This is a genomic window from Vreelandella lionensis (assembly GCF_044543515.1).
Taxonomy (GTDB): Bacteria; Pseudomonadota; Gammaproteobacteria; order Pseudomonadales; family Halomonadaceae; genus Vreelandella; species Vreelandella lionensis.
This window is the reverse complement of sequence record NZ_JBITWC010000004.1, coordinates 32,916-50,004: the sequence shown is the minus strand read 5'-3', so window position 1 is coordinate 50,004 and position 17,089 is coordinate 32,916. Positions and strand designations below refer to the sequence as shown.

The 17,089-nt window shown below is 55.3% G+C and carries 20 protein-coding genes; 5 read left to right on the top strand and 15 right to left on the bottom strand.

The window, feature by feature from the left end; all coding sequences use genetic code 11:
- Positions 1–3: 3 nt before the first annotated feature.
- Entirely contained in the window at positions 4–792 is a 789-nt protein-coding gene (locus tag ACIGG6_RS03245) for a MotA/TolQ/ExbB proton channel family protein (RefSeq protein ID WP_399842181.1), read from the bottom strand.
- 204 nt (positions 793–996) lie between these two features.
- On the opposite strand from ACIGG6_RS03245, the gene ACIGG6_RS03240 reads away from it, so the two are divergent.
- Positions 997–1,902: a DMT family transporter gene (locus ACIGG6_RS03240; protein ID WP_399842178.1), complete on the top strand. Its 906-nt coding sequence runs from the start codon at positions 997–999 to the stop codon at positions 1,900–1,902.
- Here ACIGG6_RS03240 and ACIGG6_RS03235 read toward each other — a convergent pair.
- The 6 genes from ACIGG6_RS03235 to ACIGG6_RS03210 form a co-directional block, all read right to left on the bottom strand.
- Complete coding sequence (locus ACIGG6_RS03235; protein ID WP_399842175.1) at positions 1,856–2,698, bottom strand: MOSC domain-containing protein; 843 nt, start codon at positions 2,696–2,698, stop codon at positions 1,856–1,858. The two genes, ACIGG6_RS03240 and ACIGG6_RS03235, sit on opposite strands and share 47 nt — an antisense overlap.
- Positions 2,699–2,787: 89 nt before the next feature.
- On the bottom strand, positions 2,788–3,783 hold the full coding sequence (gene gntR, locus ACIGG6_RS03230; RefSeq protein ID WP_399842173.1) for a gluconate operon transcriptional repressor GntR: 996 nt from the start codon (positions 3,781–3,783) through the stop codon (positions 2,788–2,790).
- 79 nt (positions 3,784–3,862) lie between these two features.
- Positions 3,863–4,363, bottom strand: a complete 501-nt coding sequence (locus tag ACIGG6_RS03225; RefSeq protein ID WP_399842439.1) for a gluconokinase — start codon at positions 4,361–4,363, stop codon at positions 3,863–3,865.
- A 57-nt stretch (positions 4,364–4,420) separates the two neighbouring features.
- A complete protein-coding gene (locus ACIGG6_RS03220; RefSeq protein WP_044627905.1) occupies positions 4,421–5,701 on the bottom strand; it encodes a TRAP transporter large permease in 1,281 nt (426 codons plus the stop codon).
- A gap of 5 nt (positions 5,702–5,706) precedes the next feature.
- On the bottom strand, positions 5,707–6,333 hold the full coding sequence (locus ACIGG6_RS03215) for a TRAP transporter small permease (RefSeq protein WP_253504531.1): 627 nt from the start codon (positions 6,331–6,333) through the stop codon (positions 5,707–5,709).
- 72 nt (positions 6,334–6,405) lie between these two features.
- Positions 6,406–7,479: a TRAP transporter substrate-binding protein gene (locus tag ACIGG6_RS03210; RefSeq protein ID WP_399842170.1), complete on the bottom strand. Its 1,074-nt coding sequence runs from the start codon at positions 7,477–7,479 to the stop codon at positions 6,406–6,408.
- 288 nt (positions 7,480–7,767) lie between these two features.
- Between ACIGG6_RS03210 and ACIGG6_RS03205 the strand changes: the two genes are divergently transcribed.
- The 4 genes from ACIGG6_RS03205 to ACIGG6_RS03190 all read left to right on the top strand — a co-directional run bounded on the left by ACIGG6_RS03205 (position 7,768) and on the right by ACIGG6_RS03190 (position 10,064).
- On the top strand, positions 7,768–8,217 hold the full coding sequence (locus ACIGG6_RS03205; RefSeq protein WP_253504524.1) for a MarR family winged helix-turn-helix transcriptional regulator: 450 nt from the start codon (positions 7,768–7,770) through the stop codon (positions 8,215–8,217).
- Positions 8,218–8,342: 125 nt separating this feature from the next.
- Entirely contained in the window at positions 8,343–8,768 is a 426-nt protein-coding gene (locus ACIGG6_RS03200; RefSeq protein ID WP_301282005.1) for an organic hydroperoxide resistance protein, read from the top strand.
- Between the two features lie 181 nt (positions 8,769–8,949).
- Positions 8,950–9,810: a glutathione-dependent disulfide-bond oxidoreductase gene (gene yghU / locus ACIGG6_RS03195; protein ID WP_399842168.1), complete on the top strand. Its 861-nt coding sequence runs from the start codon at positions 8,950–8,952 to the stop codon at positions 9,808–9,810.
- 23 nt (positions 9,811–9,833) lie between these two features.
- Positions 9,834–10,064, top strand: coding sequence for a DUF2798 domain-containing protein (locus ACIGG6_RS03190; protein ID WP_399842166.1), 231 nt, complete (start codon positions 9,834–9,836; stop codon positions 10,062–10,064).
- A gap of 89 nt (positions 10,065–10,153) precedes the next feature.
- On the opposite strand, the gene ACIGG6_RS03185 is transcribed toward ACIGG6_RS03190, so the two are convergent.
- From ACIGG6_RS03185 to ACIGG6_RS03150, 8 genes are all read right to left on the bottom strand, one after another.
- On the bottom strand, positions 10,154–12,253 hold the full coding sequence (locus ACIGG6_RS03185) for a TonB-dependent siderophore receptor (protein ID WP_399842163.1): 2,100 nt from the start codon (positions 12,251–12,253) through the stop codon (positions 10,154–10,156).
- 214 nt (positions 12,254–12,467) lie between these two features.
- On the bottom strand, positions 12,468–12,785 hold the full coding sequence (locus ACIGG6_RS03180) for a DUF6693 family protein (protein WP_044627911.1): 318 nt from the start codon (positions 12,783–12,785) through the stop codon (positions 12,468–12,470).
- A gap of 84 nt (positions 12,786–12,869) precedes the next feature.
- Entirely contained in the window at positions 12,870–13,388 is a 519-nt protein-coding gene (locus ACIGG6_RS03175; RefSeq protein WP_399842161.1) for a DUF421 domain-containing protein, read from the bottom strand.
- 63 nt (positions 13,389–13,451) lie between these two features.
- Positions 13,452–13,772 carry a hypothetical protein gene (locus ACIGG6_RS03170; RefSeq protein ID WP_399842158.1) on the bottom strand — a complete coding sequence of 107 codons (321 nt, stop codon included), beginning with the start codon at positions 13,770–13,772 and terminating at the stop codon, positions 13,452–13,454.
- 57 nt (positions 13,773–13,829) lie between these two features.
- Positions 13,830–14,849, bottom strand: coding sequence for a lipid A deacylase LpxR family protein (locus tag ACIGG6_RS03165; RefSeq protein ID WP_399842156.1), 1,020 nt, complete (start codon positions 14,847–14,849; stop codon positions 13,830–13,832).
- A gap of 194 nt (positions 14,850–15,043) precedes the next feature.
- On the bottom strand, positions 15,044–15,583 hold the full coding sequence (locus ACIGG6_RS03160) for a YaeQ family protein (RefSeq protein ID WP_188637953.1): 540 nt from the start codon (positions 15,581–15,583) through the stop codon (positions 15,044–15,046).
- 86 nt (positions 15,584–15,669) lie between these two features.
- Positions 15,670–16,368 (bottom strand): glutathione S-transferase family protein, encoded by a 699-nt coding sequence (locus ACIGG6_RS03155; protein WP_399842153.1) that lies wholly within the window; start codon positions 16,366–16,368, stop codon positions 15,670–15,672.
- 37 nt (positions 16,369–16,405) lie between these two features.
- Positions 16,406–17,023 carry a LysE family translocator gene (locus ACIGG6_RS03150; RefSeq protein ID WP_399842152.1) on the bottom strand — a complete coding sequence of 206 codons (618 nt, stop codon included), beginning with the start codon at positions 17,021–17,023 and terminating at the stop codon, positions 16,406–16,408.
- Between the last annotated feature and the right edge of the window lie 66 nt (positions 17,024–17,089).

Genomic DNA, 17,089 nt, shown 5'->3' with positions numbered 1-17,089 from the left:
GGTTTATCCCTGTTTGCCTGCTGCGGTGCGCTCTTCACTGCCCTCTTCGCTACGGTGTTCGGGGGGAAGATAAATCGTTAGCATTTGCTCAAGCACCCGAGGGTTCTTATCGCCTTTGATGGCCAAGAGCGCATCAATCCACAGCTCCTGCATCTTGGCTTCCTGCCTCATTCGCACCCAAAGCTTGTCTGCTAGTGGAGTGGCAATCATGGTGGCAATCATCGCGCCATATAGTGTGGTCAGTAGCGCGACCGCCATAGCAGGACCAATGAGAGAAGGGTCGCCCATATTGGAGAGCATCTGTACAAGCCCCACCAGCGTACCAATCATGCCCATAGCAGGAGAAACTTCGCCAAGTGCAGAGAAGACTTGGCCACCCGCCTCGTTACGTTCCAGCGTTAATAGCCGTTCCTTCTCCATCATCTCTTTAATCATGTCAGCACTAAATCCATCAGCCAACATTTGCAGACCTTTTTTCAAAAACGGAGAGTTCACTTCCCGGCTCTCTAAGGCAATCATGCCTTCCCGGCGGGCAATCTTGGAGAGCTCCACCAGCTCTTCAATACTCTCTTGAATACTGGGTAACTGAAATTTAAACGCCCGCGCCGCCGCTTTAAACGCAAACTTAAACTGCGTGATGCTGAACTTAGCCAAAACGACAAAAAGGCTTCCGCCAACAACCAGCAGTAGCCCGGTAGCATTCATAAATACTTCGGGCGAGGTTCCCATAATGACAGAGGCACCTACCAGTACGGCAGCTCCTACCAAGCCAATCAGCGTTGCGAGATCCACGGCATTTCCTTAACGGGTCATCAAATGCAATTTTACGAATGTCAGGGACAGTAGAGACTCCTACCATAGGCGTCAATGTTAAATTAGTGCTATCACAAATATTGACAAACTCGCCTCCACTTCGTGTGCCCACTTCGCTTTTTGTCACTTTATCGCTAAGCTGACGACCACTTAACACTACGGTTATCTACGTAAGGACAGACCATGTCATCAGCCGATGCGCTGCGTCTTTTATTGCTTTCATCTTTATGGGGACTGTCGTTTATATTCATGCGCGTGGCAGCACCTGAGTTTGGCGCAGTGCCACTGGTGTTAGTGCGTATGGGCATTGGTGCCTTGCTGCTGGTGCCGCTGCTACTGAGCCTGCACTACTTGCGTCTGATCTGGCAGCACAAGGGGCCACTGTTGCTGCTGGGTATCGTTAACCATGTGCTGCCCTTCTCGCTCCTAGCGCTGGCAACCACACGCCTAGAGGCGGGTTTTACGTCACTGATTAACGCCACTACGCCGATTTTCACCGCACTGTTAGGGGCCGCCTTTTTTGCCACGCCGGTGCAGCGTCAACAATACATAGGGTTAGCGCTAGCACTGCTGGGGGTGTATGTGCTCTCGGCAAACCGGCTGGACTTTGGTTTGGGCGGCGACGGCTGGTTTATTATCGCCGTGCTAGGCGCAACCTTTTGCTATGGCATTGCAGGTAACTACTCTAAAACGCGCCTAAGTCATTTGCCAACGCGGGTGCTGGCAGCTGGTAGTAGCGCCATGTCGGCATTGGTATTACTGGTGCCCGGTGTACTGCTTTGGCCAAGCGAGCCAGTTAGCACGCTGGCTTGGGGCAACGCGTTGGCACTGGCCATGCTCAGTACCACGCTGGCGTTTCTGCTCTACTTTGGGCTGTTGGCAAGCGCAGGTGCCACTGCGACTTCAACGGTAACCTTTTTAGTCCCCGTTAGTGCTCTGCTGTGGGGCTACCTACTACTGGATGAAACCCTAAGCCTTCAGGTCGTCACGGGCATGGTGATTACCCTATTGGGCACCGCGATTGCCACCAAGCTACTGCGCTTTAAGCCTCGCGGGGCGTTACAAACACAGCATCCCCCACACGAATAACACTGCCCTCTCCTGCCGTTAACGTGGCGTTTTGGCCGAAATGCGCGCCTTTTAAATGGGGCTGAGTATTCAACGCCAAGAGCGTTTTCAGTGGTTCAGCCTGAGTAGGAATTGTGCCGGTTTGCTGATCCACAGTGGTGATTTTGCAACGCTGGCAAGGTTTCCGCAGAGTTAGCTGGTATCCCTCTGCAGCCAGCGTTGCCCAGCGATCCTCTTCCCAAGCGTCATCACACTCCACCACGATGTTAGGACGAAAACGGTTCATGGGTACCGGCGTATGCCCAGTCTCTACCAGCGCTTGATTTAAGGCATCTAGCGAACCGGTGGTGGTGATCAAAAAGGGGTAGCCATCGGCAAAATAAGTGTGGGCTTCGCCACCTGCCAGAAAGTCCTCTTCCACCGCACGGGTGAACGTGGTGGCAAAGCGCACTAGGCTGATGCCCTTGGCCTGCTCGCCCAAGGCGGCTTCCAGCCACTCGGACACCACTTCGCTCTCCGGCAGCGCTTTACAGTGATCGCCCCATACCGAGACCAGCCGTAAGTTGCCCTGGGGCTCTTCTAACGAGATAGAAATAGGCTCAACGGCGGGATGAGAAAGCACGAGGGAATCAGGGGTTAGTGTAACCGACACGGTGGCTAGGGCGGGCAATTGGCGCTGGGTGACAAAGCGCTGGTGGGAATCCACCAGCATCCAACGGCGGTCCCAGGCGAGGCCATGGGCATGAATTTCACTTTGGGTCACATCAATCCCCTGGAGGGATTTCACCGGATAAACCGTTAATTGAGTAATTTTCACAGCGGCCTCACACGTTCTCGGGCATAGCAGGATAAAACGCTAGCCTAACGAGGTTATCGTAAGCAGCCAAACAGTTTTTAGGATGGCCGCTATAGCGTTTTACCCGCTTCGATACGATACCCCAAATCCACCACTTTCTGCTCCAGCGCTTCGCCACGGATCCGCGCCAGCAGGGCCTTTGCGGCGGCTTCGCCAATTGCCTTACGGGGCGTGACAACGCTGGCAAGGCGGGGCGTCATTGCCTGACCAACATCGTGGCCGTGGAACCCGGCAATCGCCATCTGTTCTGGCACATTAATGCCCTGGCGCTGGCACTCAAAGTAAGCGCCCACGGCAACGTCATCATTGGTGCAGAAAATGCCGTCTGCTTCGGGGTAGTTACGCTGAATTTCCTGCATCAGTGCGGCGCCTACGGTATAGGAGGAGCGCTGACTGCTCTGCAGCGTCACCGGCGTTAGCCCCTGCTCTTCCATGGCTTGACGATACCCCTGTTCGCGCTGACGGGTACGCTCATCGAGCCGCACGGCAAGATAGATCACCTGACGACGTCCTCGGCGAATCATCTCGCTGACCATATCGTAAGCGGCACGGACGTTATCGTAGCCCACCGCCTGCTGCAGCGGTGGGCGGTGAGTATCCATAATTTCCACAATGGGAATACCCGCCGTTTCCAACATCCGCAGGCTGCGCGGGGTATGGTCACGGTCCGACAAAATCACGCCGTCAACGTTATACGACAGCAGCGAGGCAAGGCTGCGCTCCTCCAGCTCCTGGCTGTAGCCGTAGTGGGAAAGCATTAGGTGGTAGCCTGCTGGCTCGGTATAGGCTTCGATACCAACTATGACATCAGCAAATACTTGGTTGGTCAGCGAGGGCACCAACACACCAATGGAGTGGCTGGTGGCACGGGATAGCAAGTCGGGGGCGCGGTTAGGAATGTAGCCAATCTGCTCGGCGATACTAAAGATACGCTCACGAAGCCCTTCAGACACCGTTTCCGGGTCGCGCAAACAGCGGCTGACGGTCATTTTGGTAGCACCAACGCGATCAGCAATATCTTGTAATGTAGGGCGTTTTTTCTTCAATGGCGTTGCTGCCTTGTACGATGGGTGGCACTCGGGCCCTACCATAACGAATAGTAGAGCCCGTCGCCTATCCCTTACTTTAGCCTAATGAGCGGCGCTGTTCGGGTACCAGCGTGGCGCTAAAACGCTCGACGATCACCGCCGGTGTTAGGCTGATGGAGAACGTCACCGCCTCATCTGCTGCCGGTGGTTCTAGGTCGGCTAGCTGGCTGGCTAACATACTGTCGCCCTTAAAGAAGTGCCCGGCACGAGTTTCTAAGCGCTCGCGCAGCAGCCCATGCGTGCCTTCTAGGTAAAGAATACGCAGCGCGCTATCCCCCTCTCTCAGGCGGTCACGGTAGCGCCGTTTCAGGCCAGAGCAGGCAATCACCACCGACTCATCCCGCGCCTTATACTCGGCAAATAGCCCGGCCAGGGTTGCTAGCCAGTCGCGACGGTCATCGTCGTTCAGCGGTGTACCGCTGGCCATCTTGGCTACGTTGGCTGGCGAGTGGTGGTCATCGCCATCAATAAAGGTGGCTCCCATACTGGCCGCTAGCTGCTGACCAATGTGCGACTTCCCCGAACCTGACACCCCCATGACGAGAATACGATGTGAGCCGTTATGAGCTGAGTAAGTAGTCACTCGCGACTCCTATCAGTTACCGCGTACAGCGGTGAGGTCAGGTAACCAAGTCACAATGCTTGGGAAGGCAATGAGCAGCACCAGCACAACCAGCAGCGCGGCGTAGTAGGGCAGCATGGCTTTTACTAGTGATTCCATGGAGACTTTGCCCACGCCACAGCCTACATAAAGGCAGGTGCCCACCGGCGGTGTTAGCAGCCCAATCCCCAGAATGAAGGCCATCAGCACGCCAAAGTAAGCGGCATCCACGCCGACCGATGTGACGATAGGTGCCAGCATGGGTGCCATGATGACCATGGCCGGCGTGAGGTCCATTACAAAGCCCACCAGCAGCAACAGTGCCGCCACAATCAGCAGCAGAAGGAACGGCTCCTGGGTAATCGCCTGTACCTGACGTACCAACGTTTGCGGAACCATATTGATGGTCAAGAACCACGCAATGACGGTGGCAAAGGCCAACAGCATCATTACCATCCCGGTCAGCCTGGCGGTACGAATCAGCATGCCCATGAGTTCGCTGAGCTTGAACTCGCGGTAAACCAGCAGTGAAATCGCCAGCGAGTAAAGCAGTGCCGCGACCGCCGCTTCTGTGGCGGTGAACACGCCGCCAATAATACCGCCAATGACAATCACCGGTAACACCAGGGCCAGCCAGGCGTCTTTAAAGGCTTTCCACAGCACGTCCCAGCGGAACTGGCGCACGCCGCCGCCCTGCTTATTGGCCAGAATATAGGTGGTGACCATCAGGGCAGCTCCAATCAGTAGCCCAGGCACAATGCCGGAAATGAACAGGCGGCTGATGGAGGTTTCGGTGACGATGCCGTAAAGAATTAGCGGAATAGAAGGCGGAATAATGATCCCGATCACCGATGAGACAGTGTTAATCGCCGTGGCGTTGGCCGCGGTATAGCCCTGCTGCTTCATCGAGGGAATCATCATGGAGCCAGTGGCCGCCGTATCGGCCACCGCCGAGCCACTAATGCCGCCAAAGAACATGGAGCCAGTAATCGCTACTTGGCCAAGGCCGCCACGCATAAAGCCGACCAGCGCACCGGCAAGCTCCATCAAGCGGCGTGCAATACCGCCGTTACTCATTACTTCACCGACCAGAATAAAGAACGGAATGGCCAGCAGCGGAAAACTGTTCACCCCACGGATGGACTGCTCGATCATAATAGAGAGCGGAATATCAGAGAGTACCGCCATGACCAGCGCAGCCACCCCCAAACCAAACGCGATGGGCAAGCCGATCACAATCGATACTAATAAAATAGCTAGGAAAATCCACAGCATGGTGATCACTCCCCTTGCGATTCAGCCGACTGGCCGTGTGGTTGAACAATAACGCGCACGCTCATCCATACCCGCCACAGCGATACCGCAGCGATAAAGATAACGCACAGAACGAGGGAAAGACTGACCAGACTGAGGGGCACGCCCATAATGGCGGAGCGTCCGCTTGAGCGGGCCAATACCTGATAGCCGCCAAACACCATGACCAGCATTAGGCCAGCAATAATCAAATGCTGCAGGCAGTAGAGCATATGCGCAAAGCGCAGTGGCAAACGCCGCACCAAGGCATCCACGGCAATGTGCTCGTAGCGGGCAAACGCAGCGGCCGCGCCAATAAACACCAGCCAAATAAACAGCATGCGCGCCAGCTCATCGACCCAAGGCAGCGAGTGGTTAAACAGCGAACGGCCCACCACATTGCTGGACACCGCCACAATCAGCGCCACTAAAATGGCGCCGATCAAATACTCCATGCCAAGCGTTAACCAGCGAAACAGCGCGGGGCCTTGACGCGTTTCAGTATCAATTTCCAGCAGCTTGCGATTGGGGTCGTCTAAATAGACCGACGGATCTTCAATCGTAGGCGCTCTCAAAGAGGATTCAGCGTTGGGAGGTGTTGAGGAGGGTGTCATAAGAACTCCAGGGGGCACTGACAAGTCGGGCAGGCACAATGGCCTGCCCGATGGCGCGCTAAACGGTGCGTATTAGTTGCTGCTTTCTTCAACAATCTGCTGAATTTCAGCGATCAGGTCTTCGCCAATGCGCGGCGCCCACTCTTCATAAACAGGCTGCACGGCTTCTTGGAACGCGGCCAGCTGCTCATCGCTCAAGCGGGTGATTTGCATACCGCGGGCTTCCAACTGCTCGCGTGACCAGTCGTCATACTCAGCAGAGAGCTGGATTTCGTACTCAGCGGATTGACGAGCGGCTTCCAGTACCAGCTCTTGGTACTCAGGCGCCATACGCTCCCAGGTGCGCTCGGAAAGCATCATGATGAACGGCGTGTAGACGTGGCGGGTTTCAGTGCCGTAGTCCTGCACTTCGTTGAAGTTAGAGGTCAGGATGGTGCTCCAGGGGTTTTCCTGGCCATCCACGACGCCCTGCTCCAGGGCAGAGAACAGCTCGCCAAACGCCATCGGCGTGGGGTTAGCACCCAGTGCTTCCCAAATGGCCAGGTGAACCGGGTTCTGCATAGTACGTACGCTCAGACCGCGCACATCCAGGCCCGCGACGTCTTCCGGCGACGCAACGGGGCGCGCGCTGTTAGACAGCTGACGGTAGCCGTTTTCGGAGAAGGCCAACGCTTTTAGCCCAGTACCTTCAAAACCATCCAGCATTTCTTGAGCAACGTCGCTCTGCATCACTGCCATCGCGGCTTCGCGGCTGGGCAGCAGGAAAGGCAGGTCAAACGCGGACAGCGCCTCAACATAGCCGGTGGTGGCAGAACTGGAGGGATAGGTCATATCCAGTGTGCCGGTCTGCAGCATTTCCATCATCTGAACGTCGTCACCCAACTGGCTGTTGGGGAACACGTTGACCGTAATGCGGCCTTCGGTGCGCTGTTCAAGAATCTCGCCAAAGTACTGGCTGGAGAGAAACTGTGGCGAAGTTTCGGAAAGGCCAATGCCCATCCGCAGAGTGTGGCTACCGTGGTCGGCCACGATATCCCCTTCAATGGCGGGCGGGTCGGAAAGCTCGGGGCTTTGGGCATGCGCCATGCCGAAAGTGAGCGTGGTTGCACCAACCAGAGTAAGCGTGTTGCGCCAAATCGCTGTCATGACGTTATCTCCAAACATTCGTTGTTGTTGATTGCTAGGTGGTTAATTGCTTGAGCTGCTGCCGGTTGCAGGTAGTAATGCTTTCCCTGCGGTTGAAAGTTATCGATACAGTGTGGCTGTCTTTTCTAACTCACCGCCTTGTTACCGGTAACATTCATTAAGCGAAGGCTAGCGACCGCCTAGCGTGGTGTCAAAACAAAACTACCAACTTACGACCAACGTCTAGGGATAGCCACTCAAGGCGTGGCGCGCTACATTAACTGCTATGCATCCCGTCCTGGAGTCCACATGCCTGCGTTAGACCCTTGTAGCGAATTGGAGCTAGACCATCAGCTCTGCTTCGCCCTCTATTCAACATCGTTGATGATGACAAAAATCTATAAACCGCTTTTGAAAGAGTTAGGGCTTACCTACCCGCAGTACCTGGCGATGCTAGTGCTTTGGCAAGAAGATGGCATTACGGTTGGCACTATGAGTAAGCGATTACTGACTGATCCTGGCTCACTCACACCGCTTTTAAAACGCCTTGAAGCCGATCAGCTACTGCGTCGCCAGCGCAGCTTTCAGGATGAACGCGTGGTTGAGCTCTTCCTTACCGACAAAGGGCGCTCTTTAAGAGAGCAGGCGCGTCATATTCCAAGCTGCGTGGTCAACGCCAGTGAGAAATCTGTAGAAGCGTTAACTCAATTAAAAGAAGACCTTGTACAACTGCGTGATAGTCTGCAAAAAGCTAAGTAATCTATGAGTAATTGTTTGGGAGTGTTTTCCCCACTTATTTTACTTGCGCGCAAAATAAAGCCGCACTAAATTGATGGCGCATGCACTGCTTGCTGCACACAACAAACCGCTACAGGAGATAATCAATGTCTATTGAAACGATTGCTTACCGTGCCCACGCCCACGCCACTGGCGGCCGTGAAGGCCACGCTAAATCCTCAGATGGCGCACTGGATGTCAAACTGAGCACGCCAAAAGAACTCGGTGGCGCAGGCGGCGATGGCACCAACCCAGAGCAGCTGTTTGCTGCGGGCTACTCTGCCTGCTTCCTAGGCGCGCTGAAGCACGTGGCTAGTCAAGAGAAAGTCAAACTTCCCGCTGATACCCAAATCGATGGCAGTGTAGGTATTGGTGCTATTCCCACCGGTTTTGGCATTGAAGTAGAGCTAAAAATCAGCCTGCCAGGCCTGGAGAAAAACGTGGCTCAAGCGTTGGTGGATAAAGCGCATATCGTTTGCCCATACTCCAACGCTACCCGTGACAACATTGATGTCACACTAACACTGGTTTAATACACACAGCCCCCGCCACCGCTTTGCCAACTTGCAAGGTGGTGGTGAGTTTATCGCCACATAGCAGCCCCCTTCTCTTAGTTGCCCATCTCTGCTTTTTATTTAACGGGCTAACGAACTACCCTTGTACCTACGTTTTACGACCCCATAAAGATTAGATAACTCAATCAGCGAGGTTACAATGAGCGATACGACCTACACGCCACCACGCGTATGGAAGTGGGAGCCGGGTAACGGCGGCAAGTTTGCCAATATCAACCGCCCTGTCGCAGGTGCGACCCATGAAAAAGCGCTGCCGGTGGGCAAACATCCCTTACAGCTTTACTCCTTAGCCACGCCCAACGGCGTGAAAGTGACGGTGATGCTGGAAGAGCTGCTGGAAAAAGGCATTGAAGCAGCCGAGTACGATGCGCACCTGATTCAAATCGGCGAGGGCGATCAGTTTGGCAGCGGTTTCGTTGAGGCTAACCCTAACTCTAAGATCCCGGCGCTGATGGATCACAGCGTGAACCCGCCCCAGCGGGTGTTTGAGTCAGGGGCTATCTTGCTCTATCTCGCCGAGAAGTTCGGTGAATTTCTGCCTACAGACCCAGCCAAGCGCACCGAGTGCCTCTCTTGGCTGTTCTGGCAAATGGGCAGCGCTCCCATGCTGGGCGGCGGTTTTGGCCACTTCTACGCCTACGCGCCAGAGAAGTATCAGTACCCGATTGACCGCTACACCATGGAAGTAAAACGCCAGCTAGACGTGCTGGATCGCCACTTGGCCGACAACCGTTTTATGGCGGGCGACGAGTACACCATTGCCGATATGGCGATTCACCCCTGGTACGGCGCGCTGGTGAAAAACCGCGTGTATGAGGCCGCTGAGTTCCTGGAGGCGCACACCTACACCAACGTGTTGCGCTGGACAGAGGAGATTGATGCCCGCCCAGCGGTACAGCGTGGCCGCATGGTAAACCGCACCTGGGGCGAACCCAGCGAGCAGCTTCACGAGCGCCACGACGCCAGCGACTTCACCGAGAAAACCGAAGATAAGCGTTAATTCGCGTATTAGGAAAACGTACGATGTTCGATCCGAAATACGCCCAGCTGATATTTTCATGCCTGATGGCACTGTTTATGTCATGCATTATGTCGCTGGTGATTACGCTTTATAACGTGGGTGTCGTCGATGGGATTGTGATGATTTGGCTCAAGGCTTGGCTCTTTGCCTTTGCCGTCGCTCTCCCGGTAATTAACTTGGTCTCACCCATCGTGCGGCGCTTGGTGAGGCTGCTGATCAAAAAGCCTCACTAGCCCAAGATAGTCGCCATATCACAACCCAATCGGGGCCTGCATAGCAGGCCCCGTTGTTATGGCATGACTCTTGGCATCGCCGTCAGCGCTTAAAACTGATAGCGCACGTTGGCCGTAACGCTGCGACGGTCGCCGTAGCCACAGTCGCCACCGTCATAGCGGCACCAAGAGATGTACTCTTCATCAGTGGCATTTTTCAAGTCTACGGAGAAGTCCCACTCACCCAGGGTATAACCCACCATCGCATCATACAGCGTGCTGGAAGGCACCACCGGCGCACCGCCAGAGCCAACGTTGTCGCCGACATAACGAACGCCCGCCCCAATACGCCAGTTACTACCAACATATAGGCGGTTCCACCAGGAAGCCTGCTCTTCAGCCACATACGGTAGGCGTATACCTGTACCGTCGTTAGTGGCGTTCAAGTTGGTATACGCGACTTGGGTTTCAAACTGCTGCCAGCGCTTATTTACCTGTAGCTCCCAGCCATCGACCACGGCACCCACTTGCTCGACGCCGCCCGGAGTAACGCCATCGCTAATGCGGTTTTGCTGAGTAATATCAAAGTACGCCGCGCTCACGACCAGGGATTGATCTGGAGATACGTACTTAAAGCCAATCTCCTCCTGGTCGCCGGTGGTGGGCTTCAAGGGGCTTGGGTTGGCCGTACCGTCGGTGCCCAGGTTCATGGCGAACGCTTCGGAGTAGCTGACATAGGGTGAAAAGCCGTTATCGAAGCGGTACATCAGCCCCAGCCGGCCGGTGGTTTCACCTTCATCACTGACCGTATCTGGGCCAGACAGCGCCAGCGTGCGATTCTCTGCCCAATCACGGCGCAGGCCCGCTGAGACGACCACTGGCCCTACTTCGATATGATCCGCCAGATACACGCCGACTTGTTCAATCTCATTATCCGGGCGGTCAGTGGGGTTCAGCGAGCCCAGCTGAAGATTGCCATACTGAGGGTTATAGACGTTGAACTGCCCGCCTCCACTGGCCACTGAACTGTAGTTATCCTGAGACCAGCGAGCGTCCTGACGATCGAAACCCGCCACCAGCGTATGTTGGGTATTGCCAAGCGCAAACTCGCCTTCCAGGCGCGCATCCATATTGAGAATGCGCGTCTGGGCATCGGCCATAAAGATGGTGCGATTAACATTACCTTCAGCATCGGGCACGCTGGGGATATCTACCCAGTGCTCGCGGGTTTCCGTGCTGGAATCGGTATAGCGGGCGGTGGCAGCAAACGCCCAGCTGTCGTTGAGCTGGTGATCAACAAACAGCGTCGTTTCGGTCTTTTCCCGGTCGTAGCGGTCCCAGCCCGGCTCGCCAACAAAGCGCTCCGAGCCAATAAAGCCCAGTGAACCCGACTCTAACGTGCCCGCCTGGGGAAGAAACTGTGCCGATACCTGGCCTTTGTTTTCCTGGCGGTTAAGCAGCAGCGTAATGTTGGTGGCGTCGCTGGGGCGCCACGTAAACGACGGTGCAAACAGGTAGCCATCATCTTCCACATGATCCACCTGAGTGTCGCTGTCGCGGGTTAACGCCACGAGGCGATAAAGAAAATCGCCCTCTTCATCGGCCGCCCCGGTCACGTCCAACGCCAGCTGCTTGCGGTCGTAGGAGCCGTACTGCGCCCACACCTCACCGCTGCGCTCCTCTTGGGGTAGTTTAGAGACACCGTTGACAATACCGCCCAAATCCGCTTGGCCGTACAGCATGGAAGATGGCCCGCGTAGCACCTCCACACTTTCCAGCGCGTAGACGTTGGTGCGCACAGTGTTGTAGGAGCCGTACACTTGGCGCAAACCATCCAAATAGCGGCCTGCATCAAGCCCGCGCACTTTAGCGCTGTCGCCACGGGTGTCGAATCCGAAGTTGCCCGCATACACGCCGGGGGTATACAGCAGCGCATCTTGAATGTTTTTGGCACCGCTATCCTGAATAAATTCTTGGTCAATCACTGACATGGAGTAGGGCTGCTCAGCCAGCGGCACATCCAGCTTGCCTACAGACGGCTCACGCTCAGCATCGCTGTATCCGTAAAGACCCGCCGATTCAGCGGTGACTTCAACCGTATCCAGATTGACGCTGCTCTCTTGTGCATAGACTACCGGCACAGCAGCAACGGAGGCTAAGGCAACCGCGACGCTCAGCGTGCGCAGTCGAAAGGTAGGTACAGGTTTCATCGTGTAAAATCCCAGAGCGAATATTAATATTAATGATAGTAATTTTTATTCGCGGAAATATAAGGATCTACATCGAGAATGTCAACGAAGGCGAAAGGCTAGTTGAACCCGAAAGGCAGGTACGTTAAGTGCAAACGCTTATTCATTAGCGTGCCGCCTGTCGGTGATAGACAGACGGCACCAGGTCGCGCTATTGATGATTCGAGTGGGGAAATTACTGCAGGCGGGAGTTATTCAGGGCGTAGTTCCACACCCGGTAAAAGTAGAAAATATAGCCAAGCCCCAGGGTAAGAAATGAGATCACCATCCACAGAATAATATGGCCCACATTGCTAAAGATATTGATATCGCAAACCATTTTCCGCTCCACACCGGTAGCGTTATCCACCACGCTGGTGCGGTTGATCACGAAGCGAGCGAAGGAGTAAGGAAAGAAAAATAGCGCAATGCCAAAGGTAATAATGGTGAGCAACACCCAGATAAGCAGGTGGCCAATAATATCTAGAATCGAGAGGTCAGCTTTAATGTTCACAGGTCGCCCTTACGCGTTAAGAAAGGGGCGCAGATTACCACTGTGCTCGCTGCCCGTGAACGGCCAGCAGGTGAAGCCTGCGCTTTAAGGGCCGCCCACCCCTGCCAAGCTGGATTCACCTTTCCCTGCCCCGCGCTTCACCACGCTCAGCGAACCGTCGGTTTCCAGCACCACCGCCTGGGCAGCCTCTAAACGTAAAAGCCCGCTGCTGCGTACGGCAGAACGCACTTCATTTTGAGTCACCCTCGCTTTCCTTAGCGACGCTTGCAATAACTCCCCGTCATACAGCAACAGTATCGGTTCTCCCGTAACAAGCCGCTTTACCCAGCTGACACGCACGCTCAGCCACGTAATGATGAACTGCAGGGAAATCAACAGCCCTAGTGCCAGTGCTCCCTCTGCCAACGCCACGTCTTTCGATAGCAGTACGGTGGCAAGCGTAGAGCCCAAGGCTACGGTGACAATCAGATCAAAAGCGTTCATTTTGGATAGCGTGCGGTTACCGGAAATGCGCAAAAACAAAACCAGCACTGCATAGGCAAGCACCCCCACCACCAGGGTGCGGGCCAAACTATCCCAACTGCTAAAAAAGATCATGTCCATATGTGCTCACTCCTGAGTGATGAAAGAGACGTCTCTTCCATCACTCAGGGTAGCAACCATAGGTTAGGAGTGCGACGCCCACCACTGGGCATACGAGCTATTGTCCGGGGCAAGGCCACCCTCATCCGGCGCGCCGTCTTGCCACCAAACCGGGCCACGCTCACCTAGCGCCTCTTTGGCTTCCTGCACGGCCTCACGCGCTTGGCGCAGTGCCTCTTCATCATCCTGCTGTTGGGCTGTCCGCACTGCCCGACGGGCTTTCATCAGCGCTTTAACATGGCAGCGTTTTTCTTCGTCCGTCAGGCGCGGGTCAGTGCAGCGCCATAGCCGATCTTTAGCAACAAAGTAGCGGCCATCCGGTGTATGAGGATACTTATTCGCCATCTCGTTTCACCTTACTCAGCCGCTAGCCGCTGTGTATATTTAATGTTGATTAATGACTTAGAAGCGTTTGGTCAACGTTAATGCGCCAAATTTATCCTGCTCATCCTGACCCTCAAATTCGCGGGTACGCTGAACCACCGCGTAGGTCACCTGCCAATCTTCCCAGGCCAGCGCTAACCCAGCAGAGGCTTCAGCAATCCATTCGTTGCGATCCACCGAGTGACTATCGCGGAAGGTATTGCCATCTAGCGTCAGGTTTTGCGCCATGTAGTACCCTTCCACATTCGCGAACAGGTACCACTGCCAGCCACTGGTGCCGTTAATGTGATGGCGGCTGCCAGGGTTCGGCGTCAGCATGGGAATACCTTGGGCATCATCCCCCCAGCGAACGCTATAACCCGCACTGGCATAGGTATGCAGATTACCCAGTGCGGCACCTACGCTGGGGCCGTGGGAGAACTGTTTACCTGCCAAGGGAGTATCGTGCCACCACTGGCGGCGCATGGTCAGGTTAAGGATAGCTTCATCGCCTAGCTGGTTTCTCCAGCCACGCGGTCGGTCGCTTTCCGTCACGCGGTGCACTTCTCGCTGAATGCTATCCGCCTGCGAGGAAGGACCTACCAAGCCAACATCCAAATGCAGGTCGGTGGCCTGCTGCCAACGGCCCATCGGCTTATCTTCATAAAGCGACACACCGCCATATACTAAACCCGCGTAGGGGCGATCATCTTCAATCAGCTCGCGGCGCTCAATCACATTGGGGGTATAAATTTGGTGCACTAAGCGGTAAGAGGCGCGATCTGCCTGGCTGATAATGCTGTCAGGCAACGCAGCCGCTAAACGCTGTGTCCAGCTTTGCGGTTCGGGGGTAAACATCCAGTTCAGTTCGAAGCCACTGGTAAAGTGGCCGTCATCACTGCTGGCGAGTCCATCGTTTTCATGCTTAATGGAAAGCGCACTATCGTCGGCGGACGCAATAGCGGGCAGCAGGCTGAACGGTAATACAAACGGCAGCACGGCTTTGCATAAGATGGCTTTAGGAGATTCATCTCTGCGATGAGAGGCAGACGGCGTCATGGCTCATTCCTTGAGTTGAGAGCTGGGCAGGTAGGCAGCTTATTAGCAGGGGGGCAACAAACATTGCTGATTGTATGTAATCATGCAAATAGATAGCAAGCTACTTTATGTAATGCACTGTCCAACCTGGAAACACTTCCCTGTGATGACGAACTGGCGGCCAGTTCGTCATTTAAAAACTAGCACATGAATGCCTATCGCTCCCGCAATAACCACTGCGGAGTGATCTCGTGCTGGCCGTTTTCATCGGTGATAAACAGCGAACCATCGCTAATCATGACCGCCCAGTTAATCGCCCGCGGTAGGTTTGCTGCCACGGTGGCCAGTGCCTCTTGGGGCAGCCCTGCCACGTGAACATTTTTCAAGGAAGCGACGGCGGGCAGCACCTTGCTTTCCCAGATATCCACGCGGCCATACGCCAGCAGCGAGACCCGCTCAGCGCGGCGCGAACACCAGGTTAAACGCTCGGCATCGGGCAGGCCGACTTCTATCCAGTGCAGCACTCGGCCATCCAGGCTTTTTTCCCAAAGCGCAGGCTCGTCTACGTCTGATAGCCCACGCCCAAATGCCAGCGATTCGCTGTACCAGAGGATATAAGCAATTAGCCGCGAGCACAGACGCTCTTCCGTTTCAGAAGGGTGGCGAGCCACCGTGAAACGCAACGTCTCATAGACGTTGCGGTCCAGGTCGGTCAGGTTAACGTCGACTTTATAAGGGGTCGCACTTAGCGCCATAACATGAATCTCAACATTCTCTAATGATATGCGCGCCAGTGTAGCGGATTTGCGTGATCACCGCGCAGCCATCCATACGCTGCGCACTAGCCTATCGCGCGTTCGTCGCTCAGCAGGGTGGCATGCTTCACTGTTTCTGCTTCATGCATCGGCTCACGCCATGTCTCTTTCAGCGCAGCGGCATACCAATCTTGCATGGCGGGCAGGGCTAACAGGCGTTGCACATAAGCAAGGGAGGCTTCACTTAGCGGCAGGTTGAAGGTTTGTATCCGAAACGCCACGGGGGCGTAAAACGCGTCCACCGCAGTAAAACGCTCACCTGCCAGAAACGGGCCGCCAAAACGCGCAAGCCCCTCCTGCCACAGCGCATCTAACCGTGCCAGATTGCTTTTCAGCCCTGGGGAGAGCTCGTCCATCGCCACGCGCACGCCACAGTTCATGGAACACTCATCCCGCAACGCACCAAAGCCGCTATGCATCTCGGCACTGGCGGAACGCGCCCAGGCCCGCGCCGCGCGCTCTTCAGGCCACACATTCGGGTGTTTTTCCGCCGCATACTCGACAATTGCCAAGGAATCCCACACGGCCACGTCGTGTTCGCTATCGACCAAACACGGCACTAAGCCCGACGGTGAAAAGCGCTTAAACGTGGTGTGGCTCTCCCCAAAGCCACCCTCAAAAGGCATTAAATGCTCGTTAAAGGGGATCTCCAGCGCTTTGAGCAGCACCCAAGGGCGCAGCGACCAGGAAGAGTAATTCTTGTTAGCGATATACAGATCGAACATGCCGCACTCCTTACGGTGAACATCACAGTGACTGGCCCTACCGTGCTGCCTGGACCAACGTATTACTTCCGAGCCCCATTAATACCCCTCCGCCAATTCGTTGAATCGACCTGGAAGAGCCATGAGACGTTTGCAGCCATGCGCGTAGCGGGCTGGCCAATAGCACCACCACCACATCCGCTGACGAGAACAGCACGTTGGTAGCAATGCCTAACCAAAGCAGTTGCCACGCGACCGGCATGGCAATATCGGGCTGCACAAATTGCGGCAGAAACGCCACGAAGAAAAGCGCCGTTTTAGGGTTAAGCACTTCCACCAGAAAGCTATCGCGCAGTACCCGCTTGGTAGAGGTGAGAGGGAGTTCGTCGCTGCTCGTACGAATGCCTTGTTGCCATAAGCGCACGCCCATCCAAAGCAAATAGAGTCCGCCGATGATTTTCATCGCCAGATAGGCAGGTGGAATGGCCGCAAACAGTAGTGCTAACCCCAGTGCTGCGGCGATAACATGCACGTAGCAATCAAGATGCACCCCAGCCACCGCCAGCCACCCTGCTCGCCGACCACGCCCCAGCGTTTGTGCGGCGGTGTATAACATCGCAGGCCCGGGTAGGTAGGCAAAACCCAGCGCGGCGAGAAGAAAGGCGGCCCACTGCATCGCGGTCACTCCGGCATATTAAGAAATAGTAAGCCTGAGAATAAAATAAGGGATGACGCATGCGCC

Excerpts from the sequence above, each read along its gene's own strand:
- ACIGG6_RS03240 (WP_399842178.1), top strand. The coding sequence starts at position 997 with ATGTCATCAGCCGATGCGCTGCGTCTTTTATTGCTTTCATCTTTATGG.
- ACIGG6_RS03225 (WP_399842439.1), bottom strand. The coding sequence starts at position 4,363 with ATGGGGGTGTCAGGTTCGGGGAAGTCGCACATTGGTCAGCAGCTAGCG.
- ACIGG6_RS03220 (WP_044627905.1), bottom strand. The coding sequence starts at position 5,701 with ATGCTGTGGATTTTCCTAGCTATTTTATTAGTATCGATTGTGATCGGC.
- ACIGG6_RS03215 (WP_253504531.1), bottom strand. The coding sequence starts at position 6,333 with ATGACACCCTCCTCAACACCTCCCAACGCTGAATCCTCTTTGAGAGCG.
- ACIGG6_RS03210 (WP_399842170.1), bottom strand. The coding sequence starts at position 7,479 with ATGACAGCGATTTGGCGCAACACGCTTACTCTGGTTGGTGCAACCACG.
- ACIGG6_RS03205 (WP_253504524.1), top strand. The coding sequence starts at position 7,768 with ATGCCTGCGTTAGACCCTTGTAGCGAATTGGAGCTAGACCATCAGCTC.
- ACIGG6_RS03200 (WP_301282005.1), top strand. The coding sequence starts at position 8,343 with ATGTCTATTGAAACGATTGCTTACCGTGCCCACGCCCACGCCACTGGC.
- yghU (WP_399842168.1), top strand. The coding sequence starts at position 8,950 with ATGAGCGATACGACCTACACGCCACCACGCGTATGGAAGTGGGAGCCG.
- ACIGG6_RS03190 (WP_399842166.1), top strand. The coding sequence starts at position 9,834 with ATGTTCGATCCGAAATACGCCCAGCTGATATTTTCATGCCTGATGGCA.
- ACIGG6_RS03185 (WP_399842163.1), bottom strand. The coding sequence starts at position 12,253 with ATGAAACCTGTACCTACCTTTCGACTGCGCACGCTGAGCGTCGCGGTT.
- ACIGG6_RS03175 (WP_399842161.1), bottom strand. The coding sequence starts at position 13,388 with ATGGACATGATCTTTTTTAGCAGTTGGGATAGTTTGGCCCGCACCCTG.
- ACIGG6_RS03170 (WP_399842158.1), bottom strand. The coding sequence starts at position 13,772 with ATGGCGAATAAGTATCCTCATACACCGGATGGCCGCTACTTTGTTGCT.
- ACIGG6_RS03165 (WP_399842156.1), bottom strand. The coding sequence starts at position 14,849 with ATGACGCCGTCTGCCTCTCATCGCAGAGATGAATCTCCTAAAGCCATC.
- ACIGG6_RS03160 (WP_188637953.1), bottom strand. The coding sequence starts at position 15,583 with ATGGCGCTAAGTGCGACCCCTTATAAAGTCGACGTTAACCTGACCGAC.
- ACIGG6_RS03155 (WP_399842153.1), bottom strand. The coding sequence starts at position 16,368 with ATGTTCGATCTGTATATCGCTAACAAGAATTACTCTTCCTGGTCGCTG.
- ACIGG6_RS03150 (WP_399842152.1), bottom strand. The coding sequence starts at position 17,023 with ATGCAGTGGGCCGCCTTTCTTCTCGCCGCGCTGGGTTTTGCCTACCTA.